Origin of the sequence: Streptomyces lateritius (assembly GCF_014649715.1) — a bacterium.
GTDB classification, from domain to species: Bacteria; Actinomycetota; Actinomycetes; order Streptomycetales; family Streptomycetaceae; genus Streptomyces; species Streptomyces lateritius.
Map to the genome: position 1 here is coordinate 18,068 of NZ_BMTO01000028.1, position 12,453 is coordinate 30,520.

At 68.1% G+C, this 12,453-nt stretch carries 9 protein-coding genes and 3 pseudogenes; 10 read left to right on the forward strand and 2 right to left on the reverse strand.

Annotated features, from left to right (window positions below; all coding sequences use genetic code 11):
• Window positions 1-62: 62 nt before the first annotated feature.
• From IE136_RS34380 to IE136_RS34425, 10 genes and pseudogenes are all read left to right on the forward strand, one after another.
• Window positions 63-361: pseudogene (locus IE136_RS34380) on the forward strand (hypothetical protein); the annotation flags it as partial.
• A 20-nt stretch (window positions 362-381) separates the two neighbouring features.
• Window positions 382-1,719 (forward strand): annotated as a pseudogene (cas8c, locus tag IE136_RS34385) (type I-C CRISPR-associated protein Cas8c/Csd1); the annotation flags it as partial.
• 55 nt (window positions 1,720-1,774) lie between these two features.
• Entirely contained in the window at window positions 1,775-2,692 is a 918-nt protein-coding gene (cas7c, locus tag IE136_RS34390; protein ID WP_189602469.1) for a type I-C CRISPR-associated protein Cas7/Csd2, read from the forward strand.
• 940 nt (window positions 2,693-3,632) lie between these two features.
• The gene (locus IE136_RS34395; protein ID WP_189602470.1) at window positions 3,633-5,147 is read left to right on the forward strand and encodes a helicase associated domain-containing protein; all 1,515 of its coding nucleotides are present in this window, start codon (window positions 3,633-3,635) and stop codon (window positions 5,145-5,147) included.
• 414 nt (window positions 5,148-5,561) lie between these two features.
• Window positions 5,562-5,771, forward strand: coding sequence for a hypothetical protein (locus IE136_RS34400; RefSeq protein WP_189602471.1), 210 nt, complete (start codon window positions 5,562-5,564; stop codon window positions 5,769-5,771).
• Window positions 5,772-5,847: 76 nt separating this feature from the next.
• The gene (locus IE136_RS34405) at window positions 5,848-6,537 is read left to right on the forward strand and encodes a restriction endonuclease (RefSeq protein WP_189602472.1); all 690 of its coding nucleotides are present in this window, start codon (window positions 5,848-5,850) and stop codon (window positions 6,535-6,537) included.
• Between the two features lie 48 nt (window positions 6,538-6,585).
• Entirely contained in the window at window positions 6,586-7,101 is a 516-nt protein-coding gene (locus IE136_RS34410; protein WP_229819477.1) for a hypothetical protein, read from the forward strand.
• Between the two features lie 184 nt (window positions 7,102-7,285).
• Window positions 7,286-7,825 carry a protein kinase domain-containing protein gene (locus IE136_RS34415; protein WP_229819479.1) on the forward strand — a complete coding sequence of 180 codons (540 nt, stop codon included), beginning with the start codon at window positions 7,286-7,288 and terminating at the stop codon, window positions 7,823-7,825.
• Between the two features lie 1,114 nt (window positions 7,826-8,939).
• Entirely contained in the window at window positions 8,940-10,322 is a 1,383-nt protein-coding gene (locus IE136_RS34420; RefSeq protein ID WP_189602473.1) for a helix-turn-helix domain-containing protein, read from the forward strand.
• 129 nt (window positions 10,323-10,451) lie between these two features.
• Window positions 10,452-10,802, forward strand: coding sequence for a hypothetical protein (locus IE136_RS34425; protein ID WP_189602474.1), 351 nt, complete (start codon window positions 10,452-10,454; stop codon window positions 10,800-10,802).
• Window positions 10,803-10,912: 110 nt separating this feature from the next.
• On the opposite strand, the gene IE136_RS34430 is transcribed toward IE136_RS34425, so the two are convergent.
• Both IE136_RS34430 and IE136_RS36300 read right to left on the reverse strand, forming a co-directional pair.
• A complete protein-coding gene (locus IE136_RS34430; protein ID WP_189602475.1) occupies window positions 10,913-11,317 on the reverse strand; it encodes a DUF4265 domain-containing protein in 405 nt (134 codons plus the stop codon).
• Window positions 11,318-11,445: 128 nt separating this feature from the next.
• Window positions 11,446-12,002, reverse strand: a pseudogene (locus tag IE136_RS36300) (IS5 family transposase); the annotation flags it as partial.
• Window positions 12,003-12,453 lie beyond the last annotated feature (451 nt).

Sequence of the window (12,453 nt, forward strand, 5' to 3'; positions counted from 1 at the left end):
TTCCGTCGCTTCGGGTGAAGCCGGAAAGGCCAGGCTCTCGTCGAAGCGTCGACGGTGCTGGAGGCAGGAAGCAGCTCGCCGAGCGTCTGGAAGAGGCGGGGCCGGCGGCGAAGGCCTCCATCGAGGTGCAGGACGACGGGTGGGTGAAGCTGAACGTCGACAAGCTCGGCGCGCTCGGCGAGCCGAAGCCCCTGACCTGGCTGCGCAAGCGGGTCGAGAGGATGCTCCCGAAGATCGACCTGCCGGACCTGCTGTTCGAGGTGAACGCCTGGACCGGGTTCCTCGACGCCTTCGTGCACCTCGGGACGGCCCCACCCGGATGAAGGACCTGTCCACCTCGGTGGTCGCGCTGCTGGTGTCGAGGCCAAGGACACGGTCGCGGTCATGGTCGGTACCCGTTGGCTGCACGAGCTGGACTCGGTGAAGCAGCTGTGGGCTGAGGAGGTACGGGCGCGTAAGGGCGGTGCCGCAGAGCGCAGAGGACTGTGCCTGGTGTGCGGGGAGCACCGGGCCCTGCTGGCCACGATCCCCGAACCGGTGAAGAAGGGTGCCGTCCCGACAGCGGGCGGCAGCAACGAAGGCCAGCTCATCAGCATCAACGCCCCCGCCCAGGGACGCGACGCAATGACGCAGCTGGTGAACACACCGATCTGCCACCGGTGCGGCGGCCGAGCCATGGCGGTCCTGAACCACTTGGTGGCCTCCGAGCGTCACCGGCGCCGTTTCCGGGACGACGGAGTACTGCTGTGGTGGACCAGGAAGCCCGATCCGGATTCCGTCCTGGCCATGTTCTTCGACGACCAGCCGGAAGCGACCGACATCGAGCACCTCATCGACTCGATGAACAAAACCCCGAGCCCCGCGGCCGCGCAGCGGACCGACACGGATGCTTTCTACAGCCTGTCCCTCGGACTGAACAACGCCCGCCTGGTCGTCCGAGACTGGATCGAGGTCCCCCTGACCGAGGCGAAGAAAAACCTGGCCGCCTGGTATGCCGACCACGGCGTCTGGGACGGATGGACACGGCGCACCCGCTATTTCCCCCTGTGGCAGATGGCACTGTCCTGCGGCCGCTGGCAAGGCGAGCGCTACGCACCCGACAGCGCCCCCCACGGCCTGGAGGCCGAACTGCTCCACAGCGCCCTGCACCATCTGAGCCCACCCGCCCGCGCCCTGCCGCTCCTCCTGCAGCGCATCCACGCCGACCGGCGCGTCGACGCTCCGCGTCTGGCGTTGCTGCGGCTGCTCCTGACCCGTTCCTCCAACCCCCAGGACCGCCCGATGCCCCAGCTCGACAAGGACAGCGAAGACCCCGCCTACCTGTGCGGCCGGCTCTTCGCCGTCCTCGAATCCGTACAGGAAGCCGCCCTCCCCGACATCAACACCACGCTGCGCGACAAGTACTTCAGCGCCGCCGTCGCCGCCCCCGGGGTCACCCTGCGCCGGCTGTTCACCGATTCGGGAGCGCACTTCAAACGGCTGCGCCGAGACAGGGCAGCCGCGCACAAGGCGCTGGAGAAGCGACTGTTCGAGATCTACAGCAAGGTGAGCGACGACCTGCCCGGACATCTCACCGACGTCCAGCAGGGCCGCTTCATCATCGGCTACGCCCACCAGCGGCACGACGACATCCTCCAGAGGCAGGCCGCCAAGGAACGCAAGCAGGCCGCCATCCCCGCACAGCAGGACGTGCCCGCCCACGAACCCGCAGCCGTCTGAGAAGGCGCACCCCGCTTCCGACCGTACTCAACCCACTCGAGGAGTTGCTCCCACCATGACCGCTCCCCATCTGGACCCCACGCGTAAGCACGACTTCGTCTTCCTCATCGAAGCCGTCGACTCCAACGCCAACGGCGACCCCGACAACGGCGGCCTGCCCCGCACCGACCCCGTCAGCGGACACGGCCTGATCACCGACGTCGCCATCAAGCGGAAGATCCGCAACACCGTCGCCCTCATCAACACCCTCGAACCCCGCGAAGGCCGCGAGATCTACGTCGAGGCCGGCACCGCCCTCAACACCCAGCACGAACGCGCCTACACCACCGGCTCCGCACACGACCAGAAGTCCGCGCAGGAATGGATGTGCCGCAACTTCTTCGACGTGCGCATGTTCGGAGCCGTCATGACCACCGGCAAGCGCGACAAGCAGGCCGGACGCGTCCAGGGCCCCGTCCAGATCGGGTTCTCCCGCTCCATCGACCGCATCACCCCCCTCGACATCGGCATCACCCGCGTCACCCCCACCAGAGAAGAAGACCTCAAGGCGTGGCTCGAACGCGGCGAGAACACCGACGGCAAGAACAAGGGCAAGGAGACAGAGATGGGCTCCAAGCACGTCGTGCCCTACGCCCTATACCGGGGCACCGGACACTTCAGCGCCCCCCTCGCCAAGCGGACCGGCGTCACCACCGACGACCTCGCCCTGTTCTGGCGCGCCTTCGAGATCATGCTCGAACACGACCGCGCCGCCGCTCGCGCCAACCTCGCCCTGCGAGGTCTGTACGTCTTCACCCACGACGACGCCTTCGGCCGTGCCCCCGCCCACGAACTGTTCGAACGGATCACCGTCAAAGCCCGCGACGACGTCAACGCACGCAGCTTCTCCGACTACGGCACCGTCGAGATCCGAGACACCGACCTCCCGCCCGGCGTCACCCTGACCACCCTCGCCCCACGCCCCCTGGGATGACGCCACCCGACCCCGCACAGGGCGGAGAGAGACACCGCCTGCAGGTCTCCCTCTCCGCCTTAGAGCGTGGCGGTCGTCTTCTACGGCGACCGAGGATCGCAACATCGGCCCCTGGGAGCCTGAGGAGGGCGAGTCCGACGGGTGGCGGTCGTCCTCTACGGCGACCGAGGAGGGTCCTGGCTGAGCCGGCCAGCAAGGGCAGGTGCCCGCTGCGACCTCGCCGCCATCGTCTTCCACGACATCGAGGACGGCCAGGGGACAAGGTGCCGATGCCGCTCAAGGACGTCCGCGCCCGGCAGCGCCAGACCCGCCGCTCTCGCCCTGCGCCCACGTTCGCCGTCAGCTGCCCGCCGACCACGTGCGCCGCAAGGAGAGGCGTACGACCGGGCCTTGCAGAAGCGGCGCACGAGTACCACGACTACAACAGTCCGGATGCAGAGGAGAGGTACAGCCCTCAGCCCTCACCTGCGGCTCTACCCCATGAGCCCAGCCAAGGCCCGCCAGTGGACTGCCGCGAACATCGGACCGCGCGGAGGACGGGACTACCGGGTGTGTAAGGCGTGCCGACCGAGCGAGCCGTGACGGTCGAAGTATGCCGCCGCGCGCTATTCGGCCAGGTCCGATGGCTTTGTGCCATTCATCGGTAACCCGCCTCCAACATCACAATGTGCCCACCGGGGAGGTCACGAGCGGCCCTCACGTGACCTGTCAGAGAGTCGTGCTAAGCCAGGGGCAGGGCCCGAAGGGCTCGAGGAAGCAGGACGACACTCGGGAGAATTGCTTGATAACCACAGGTCCTGCTGGCATACGGGTCTGCTCGAAGGCCGACGACCACCGCTGGCCTGATGACGGCCGCGGCCGGGGCTGCCCGTTCTGCGCCGGACACCGAATCTCCTCGACCAACAGGCTCTCGGACCTCTACCCGGAGGACGTCGCGAGGTTGGACGCTCGGAGCTCGGGCATCACCGCGGATGAGTTGAGCGTCGGCAGCAGCCGTGTGGTGCTGTGGTTCTGCGACATCAACCCCGCGCAGCACCCTTCGTTTCCACGGAGCGTGAACGCCTTCACCGGTGGGAAGAAGGGCAACGGCACCAAGGCCTGCCCCAAGTGCCGCCTTGTGGGAACGTCTGTACAGGAACTCCTGCTGAAGGCTGAGCTGGCAACAGTGCTGCGCATCGACCCAGACTGCGACCAAGTGCTGGATACCGACGATCGCCCCGCGCGGGTGGACATCGTCGCCGTCGACGAGCACGGCAACCCGTTCCTCGTGCTGGAGTTCGACGGAGTCTGGTGGCACGAGGGCAAGGAGGACAAGGACGCTGCTAAGGCCGCGCGTCTCCGCGCCGCGGGGCTGGCGGTGGTACGGATCCGCGAGACGCGCCTTGAACCGCTGGATCCGCGGTTCGATGTGGTTGTCGGGTTCCTGACGGCTGCCGAAGACGTCGCAGCCGACGTACTGGACCACTTGGCCGGGCTAGGCATGGTGGCCCGCGCCGAGGCCGACCGCTACCGCGAGGCCTCGTTAGCCGGTCCGCGGAATCGGGCGCTGGCCAAACAGTGGATCCGCGACCGGCTCGGGGAAGCGGCGCTTCGAGTCGAACGGAACCTGCACAAGGAGCGGTGGGCGCGCATGAACGCGGCGCTCGTCGACTATGAGGCCGTCAAGGGTGACTGTCACCCGGCCGATCAGGAAGTCATGGTCGCCGGTGTGAACCTTGCTCGGTGGGTCCGCAAGCAGCGCGCTCTGGCGGCCAGCGGCCGGCTGGACCCCGAGCGTGCCCGGCGTCTGTCCGACATCCCCTCGTGGTCGACCGAGAACGCCTTCGACGCATCGTTCCGCCGTCAGTGCGACCGCTACCGGGCCGCTGTCTTAGACGAGGGCGGCACGGAGGGCAGCGCGATGGAAGCACGCGAAGCCACCGTGTGGGCGAACAACCTGCGTACGACCCGCAAGCGGCTGACCGCTCAGGGCGTGGACCTGCCGGCCTGGAAGCTCGAGGCCGTGGGCTCGCTTCCGGGATGGAGGTGGGATCCGTTCGAGGAGGCGTTCCTGGCCAAAATCGTGATCCTTCAAGACTTCGCAGCCGAGACACAGCGGAGCGTCGGCAGCATCAAGCAGCGAGAGCAATGGAGGGGACACCGGATCGGCAGCATGGTCAACTCCTTCCGAAGCCTGCGAGCCACCTACGGCGCGGAACGCATGGCCGCTCTGGAAGAGCTGCCCGGCTGGGCGTGGACCCCACAGGACGATGCCTGGAACGCCACGCTGGCCGAGTTGCGCGTCTGGGCTGCCGAGCACGACCGTATGCCTCAGCCGCATTCTGCCGACGGAACCGAGAAGCGGCTCGGGGTGTGGAAGAGGAACAACAAGAGCAAGCGCAAAGGCCGCACCGACGACGACCAGGCAGTCCGGCTCCGCACGCTCCTGGCCGAGTATGGCGAGCACATGCCCTGAGAGAGTCGAAACCAGACAGGAGTTCGACTCGCTGCCCTGTCCCTTGGGCCAGAAAAAGGCCCCATCCAACGACATCCTCGCCGACGTCATGCCGGAGCTCGTCGGGCACGTCCAGGCCGTGAAGGTGACCCGAACACCCAAGGTCCGCATCTCCGCAGGAATCAAACAGGTCCCCGGAGGCGCCACCGTGTTCCCCGGGGCCGCCGAGTTCGCGGATCCGGACTTCCGCCCGTCCTTACGTGACCGTGCACGTCGCCGACTGATCCGCCGCGCAGGATTCGGCCAGGTCCGATGGCTTTGTGCCATTCGTCAGTAACCCGCCTTCAACATCACCGACGCGCCGCTACACAAGAAGGCGGGGGGTGGCGCTGCCGTCCCGTGGTGATGGCCGATCGTTGGGGGAGGTCTGGACGGTTGCTGACCATCAACGTGGCCGTGCTGCTCGCAATTATCGTCTTCTTCCGGCTGCGCCGCCGTACGCAAGCCCGCAGCCGAAACGAGGAGAGGACCACTGCCATCATCATCCTGGCGCTGGGCGTTCTGCTCGCTCCTACCGCAGTGGGCCAGGGAATAGTGGACATCCTGGGGCAGCTGGCGAGCGGCGTCACTCAGGCCAGTCGATGAGCCCCCGCCCACACACCGTCCGGACAGCATGCGCCGGCGCGCGCTGCGGATCACGACCCCAGGGGGCGGGGGAGTGATGGCGGCACGTCGACGGCGCCGGCACTTGAAGAAGCAGACCCGCAGGCAGGTGCAGGGCTGGGGCGCGGTGGCGGCGCTGGCCGCCGTGGTGTGGGTCGCCGCGAACTGGTCGACGGTGTGGCCCGTCCTGGTGACGGTGCTCGCCGCGGCCGCGCTGGGTGGGGCCGGCTGGGTGCTGCTGCGGGCGCACCGCCAGGCGGTCGGCCAGGACCGCGCGTGGCGGGCGCAGGAGGAGGCCCGGGCGCGCGAGTTGTCCATGGCTCAGGTCGACGCCCTGACGTGGCAGGAATTCGAGACGTACATCGCGGAGCTGTGCCGGCGGGACGGCTGCAGAGACGTCGTCGTCAGCGGCAAGAGCGGCGACCTGGGCGCGGACGTCGTCGGCTACCTGGCCGACGGCCGCAAGCTGGTCATCCAGTGCAAGAAGTACGCGGCGCATCGGAGCGTGTCCTCCCAGGACATGCAGAAGTTCGTCGGCACCGCCCGTCTCGAGCACGGCGCGGACGTCGCCCTGTTCGTCACCACCTGCCGCGCGTTCACGAGAGACGCGCTGGGCCTGGCGCTGCGCCAGGACATCGTGGCCTTGCATCGCGACCTGCTGGGCTCCTGGGTCAAGGGCGCTCACCTGGAGAGCCTGATCCCGCTGAACGGCAGCGGCGGCGGCACCAGGCGACGCCCCTCTGCCTGACCGCGACACGCTGCTGCGGGTTTCTGGTCTGCCCCGGCGGATTCGTCGGTGTGGGCGACGAAGGCTTGGCTTGAGCAGACCCGTGTCATTGCGGCCGCCAACAAGGCGGCGGGCCGGACCGTCGTGCGCGCCCTGCGGATCCTGCCGCCCGGCGCCGCACCCGTCCCAGGACCGGCCGATGCTGTACCGGCAGACCCGGCCCCGGCCGCGCCCACCGGTCCGGCGAGGACCAGGGAGACTGCGTGCGAGGGCTACCGCCGCGCACTCGCCGCCCACCAGGAGGTCGCGCCGCCGCGCCGGGTGGACCCGGGCATCGCGGAAGCAGTGGAACGGCAGACCGCCGCGCTGCGGGAGCTGTCCCGCCGCGCGTTCCCCGAGACCGACGTCGTGGTGTCGGACGATGCGCCGACCCCGTTCGACACCGGCCGTTCCGAGCGGCGCCGCCAGGCTGAGGTGTCCCGCGCGGCCGCGCTGCGCCGGGCCCGTGCCGAGCGATCTCGCAGTGCTCCAGCGTCGGGAGCTGTGCCACTTCAACAGCGGACACCGGTCGACGAAGTGGCGTGAGCGGCTCGCACGCGACCGTAGAGCTTGTTCCTGACCGCTTCTGTTCCTCGAGGGCCCTGCTTCTACGGTTGCAGGGCCCTCGCTGTGGATCAGTTTCCCTGTCTTGGCAGGTTCCTCCGGCGTAGCGTGACGGGTACACGCCTGGTACACCGTGCGTCGCGGTGCGTACCGAGAAGGGGGAGTCGTGCAGGCAGGGACCGTGCTGGACGGCCGCTACCAGCTGATCGAGGCGATCGGAGCGGGCGGGTTCGGGCAGGTCTGGAAGGCGCACGATCCCAAGGTCGACCGGCTGGTGGCGGTCAAGGTCCTCACCGGCGACGGCAGCGCGGACAGCAGCCAGCAGTCGGCCCGCTTTGCCCGCGAAGCTGCGGTCGCCGGCAGCCTGTCCCATCCGCACATCGTCACCGTGCACGACTTCGGCTCCGCGATGTACGACGGACGGTTGCACGCCTACCTGGTGATGGAGTTGCTTCGCGGAAAGCCCCTCAGCGTTGTGTTGAAGGACGGCCGGCTGCCTCTGACTGATGCCGTTCGCATCTTCCCCTCGCTCGCATACAGCGCCATTGACGGCGAGGGGCGGGGCGGCCGCCGAACTGGCCTCGCGGCGGCTGATCGACGGCATACGGGTCCGGGCGTACCGCAGTTGGCGAGACGTGCCTGCCGAGTACGGGGCCGTGGGGTCGGATCTATGACCTGTAGCGCCGTAGCCCGCCGTCTCGCGTGACGGCGGGGCTTTGGGGGATCGGCGGGGCGTTACCCGCGGACGAGGGCGATGCCTCGCCGAAAGCTGTCCGCCAGGCGGACAGGTCAAGCTGCAGGAGAGGGCGACCCGGCAGGAACCGATGTACTGCGCCTGAAGGCTGGCTGACATGTCGTCACCCTCGAGGGCTGGATCGTACGACTCTCCGATGATCTTGATACCTGATGACAAGCCGCTGGTACGACACGTTCGGAGGGGAACTGGGCAACCGGCGATCTCAACAGATAGGCTTCGCCTGGCGCCAGACGAGCACTCAGCTCGACGTCGGTCCGACGAAGCCGCCAAGACAAAGGAAAAGCCCCGCTGTGACCCCCGGTGTGCGACCACCGAGGAGCGGGGCTGGACCACACACACCAGTTTCGACACAAGTGAAAGCGTGGCCGCTATGCCGAAGAGTACCCGGGCACCCGGGCAAGCAACCAGTGGGACCCAGCGCTCCGCCGTGAAGATCACACCGGCGTCGAACGCGGGCCACGCCACGCCTATCCACACCACACGATGACCAGGGCCGGCGGATCCACCGCCGCGTCCAACGGAGCCATGCCCCGTGCCGTGCACTCCCCCGGCTCGGGCTTTCCGTGCATCCAGACCATCCCCACAGAACTACCGCCCAGGAAAGACACCTGGCGGCCATCTGTCGCGGGACTCCGCCGTCGCCGCCGATTCACTCCGGGCGGGACGCACCTCAACCCCTCTCCGCACCATGCGCACAGAAGCGCAGCCGCGGGGAAATCCCCAGCAACTGATGAGGGAGCGATCGTGACGTAACTCCTGCAAGGCGGGAGTCCATGGGCCCCTTGGCGGGGGCACATCCTCTACCGCCGGCCGCTGGTGTTGGCGCACCGTGCGCGGCCACTTCCTACGGCTCGGTTTGGCGACCGAGCTAAGGCCCGAACTTCGAATCCGGTTTGGCGACCGGGCCCGAGTGTTCGAGCGATCTTCAGGTTCTGCGCGAACCAGCGAAGTCCCCACCCGGGGTTTTCGCGTGCCTCCACCTCGCAGTGAAAGCAGGTACATAGTGCAGCACGGCACGGCCTCTTGTCAGCTTCCGCGCGCCCGCACGGGCGATTCGCGCCCAATGTCCGTTCCCTCGGGTGACATCCCGCGCCAACGGGACGCCTCCAGCAGCCCCTCCGCCGCCTTGCTCCACGTCCCTCCAGCTCGCCAATGGCTCTCCACGACGACCGGCCGGATCGCTCCGGGCCCGTATTCGTGGATGCAGGCCGTGCACTGGGTCGGCGGCACCGGGCTCTACACCCCGTCGCGTCGGCACGGCCCGAAGTGGGGCCCCACGACCGTCGCCATCGCTCAGGAGATGTCCGCACTGACGGAGTGCCGGCCCGGAGTGGACTACCTCGTGCGGAAGCTCGGCATGTCGGAGCGCACCGTGCAGTACCACCTCGACATGCTCCGGGAGGCCGGACTGCTGGTCTACCGCTCCAAGGGCACCCGCGCGAGGGGACGCATGCGCCTCGCTTCAGTCTTCGAGCGTGTCATCCCAGTCGAGTTCGACGAGGCGCTCGGTATCCGGACCCGGCTGCGCAACGAGGCAGCGCCCGCATACGAGCGGGCGCCGGTCGGGATCGCCGAGCAGGGCCGGAAGCTGATCGGGAAGCTGGCAAAGAAGGCTGCGCGGAAGGTGCGCTGGAAGCGCTCAAGGACCTCCCGGCCAGCAGGGTTGGATTGCACCCCAATGCAGGTCGGTACCTCAACTGTCTCCCCTACCGCTCTCACTCGTCTTCCCTCTGAGAGCAAGCTCGCAAGCGGGAAGAAGCCGTCCCCCACTCCCAAGCAGCAGAAGCCGAAGGCCCGGAAGCTCAACCCTGTCGGTCGCCGGTACCAGCTCGCTCGCGAGCTGATCTCCCTGGTGCCTTGGCTCGGGAACGCCTCCATCGCCCGGATCGCCTGGGTCATCCGGCATGTATCCGACGCGGGTTGGACCGTGGACTCCGTTCGGGCGTTTCTCGACCTGGCCGCTGAGCCTGATCCCCGTCGGCCCTCCGCGCTACTCGCCTACCGCCTCCGGGGCGCGCACTTGCTGTGGGACACCCAGGAAAAGCGTGCCCGTGCCGTCGACGCGTGGCGGGACTCCCGTACGGCGACGCGACGCCGCCACCAGGAGCAGCCCGTGGAGCAGCCCGGGCCGGTCTCGCGCATTGTGCGGCAGCGGGTGAACGAGGCTTTCGCCGCGGTGGCCACGCAGCAGGCCACCGCCGGCGACACCGTCGAGATTTCCGCCGACACGAACGTCGTCATCGAGGACCTGGACCGCGAGCTCATCGTCGACCTGCGCGCGGCGGCCCAGGCTGACCCCGCGCTGATCCTGGCCGCGCTCGACTGCGGCATGAGCGAAGCCGACGCCCGTCGCCTCTACACCCGCCCCCTCGTCGACCGCGCTCTGCGCCCCACCTCCCCGACCCTCCGCCTGAACAGCACCTGGAAGGACGCCAGTTATGCCTGACCCTCAGCCCACGGCATCCGAGGGGACCTCGTCCGCCAGGCCCCGGGAGCTCTCTTACGGATCACTGGGGAAGGCTCGGTCTCAGGGCCTGCGGGCACCAGTGAAACTGCTGCCTGCGACGATGCACGCGTGAGCTTTGACCTTGCTGTGTGGGACGGCGACCGTCCACTCGACAACCGGCAAGCGGGCTCGACGTATGACGAGCTCTACGAGCGCTACCTGGAGTCGGACGATGTCGCCGTGCCTCCGGCGCCCCGCATGACGGCGTACGTGGAAGCACTCGTCGCGCGGTACTCGGATGACGTCGACCATAGTGTCGTGTGGGCGTCGACACCGGTCATCGATGAGGCCTCGGGCCCGGTCGTGTACCTGCTCATGTCTTACGACAAGGCAGAGGAAGCGTCCGAGTACGCCGCTGAGCTGGCCCGCGAGCACGGACTCGTCTGCTTCGATCCGCAAGGAGAATGCCTCCGACCGTAAGCTGCTTGTTCCTCAGCGGGCGGACCACCGGAAGCCGGAAGCCGGCGCGATAGACCATGGGGGCCTCCTCGAACCGGGAATAAGAACTCATAACGAAATGATCTTTCGGGTCAGGAATCGATCTCCCAGTGGAGGGCGCCAGCCTGGGCAAGGGGTTCCAATACCTGCACGAAGGGCGCCTCATCCGAGCCAGGCGGGAGGTCAACGGCAAGGTAGGTGCCCTGAAGCCACTCATGTGGCAGACCAGCGTCAACAGCCCTGCCGTGCAGCAGCTCGTGTACTTGGTCTCGGTCTGCGTGTTCCACGACGAGTGCGACGCGAAGGGTCCGGTGGCCGGACTTGCGTACGACCCTGGTCACCAGGTGGTCGCTGTCGATGGTCACGACGTCGCGGTAGCAGATTCCGTAGGTGAAGAAGGGCAGACAGGCCACCTCGAACGTGTCCTCGGTAAGCCGGCGGGTCCACAACTGCTCGAGCCAGCCGTCCTGCCGGTCCGACAGATCGGCGTGGATCATGTAGTTCGTGGGACCCCGGCCGACCGGATCCTCGTGCGTGATGATGGTGATGGGGGGCCTCCCGGAGCTGGGTCCTGACGCCCAGATCCTGCAACAGCTTCCTCGGCCTCGATGCAGCGGGGCGCGTCCAGGCATCGCCAGCAGATCAGTGCGCATCCGAGGGTGAGGAAGGTTTCGTGGATGTCCTCGCGTATCTCCCAGCGGATCCGCAGCCGTCGGAACCAGTGCAGATAGGCGAAGGCGCGCTCGACGACCCAGCGTTGGGTGCCCAAACCGGAACCGTGTTCGGTGCCCCGCCGGGCGACCAGCGGTTTCACTCCGAGTCCCCAGACCAGGCGACGGTACTTGTCGTGGTCGTACCCGCGTTCAGCAAGGACGACGTCGGGGCGCCGCCGTGGACGGCCGCGCTTGCCCCGCACGGGCGGAACGGCCTCCAGGAGCGGGATGAAGGGGTGACGTCGTTGCGGTTGCCACCGGACAGCGCGACGGCGAGCGGGATGCCGGTGGCGTCGGTGATCAGGTGGTGTTTGCTGCCCGCCCTGCCCCGGTCATCAGGGCTTCGTCCTGTCTTGGGGGCCCCTTTTAACGCCCGGATGTGGGAGCTGTCGACCGATGCCCGGGAGAAGTCCAGCACGTTCGCTCTGCGGAGCTCGGCCAGGAGGACCTCGAGGAGCCGGGGCCAGACGCGTACCTCAAGCACGACCGCCCCGGGGCGCGAGAGGCGCCGGCGTACCAGGCCACCCCTGAGCGGGAGACGCTTGACCGGCCCGCGGCCTGAGAAGAGCGTCCCGAGCGGGTATGACGCGGTGTGCCGGCGGAAGCAGCTCCTTCATTACCCGGTAATGGAGAAGCTCGCGCCCGAGGCGTTCGCGCGGAGGAACCGGTGAGGACGACGACGCCCGTGACCGCGTCTTCATTACCCGGTAATGAGGAAGCGGTCACGCTCACGCCGCCCGGCGTCTGCGGGTCCCCACCCCGCCCGTCTGCTCGCCCTGGCAGGCCGGAAGCCGCAGGGCGCTCCGGCATTACCACTGAGCCTCTTTCATCCTGTGCTGGTGGGTGAAACGGGCTGGTCAGCGGGTGTGGTGACGAGGCAGGGCCCCTCGTCGTTGGCGTGGTGATTCCACTCATCACAC

Bases quoted from the DNA above. Each gene is read 5' to 3' on its own strand.
- cas7c (WP_189602469.1), top strand. From the start codon at position 1,775: ATGACCGCTCCCCATCTGGACCCCACGCGTAAGCACGACTTCGTCTTC.
- IE136_RS34405 (WP_189602472.1), top strand. From the start codon at position 5,848: ATGGCGGCACGTCGACGGCGCCGGCACTTGAAGAAGCAGACCCGCAGG.
- IE136_RS34420 (WP_189602473.1), top strand. From the start codon at position 8,940: ATGTCCGTTCCCTCGGGTGACATCCCGCGCCAACGGGACGCCTCCAGC.
- IE136_RS34430 (WP_189602475.1), bottom strand. From the start codon at position 11,317: ATGATCCACGCCGATCTGTCGGACCGGCAGGACGGCTGGCTCGAGCAG.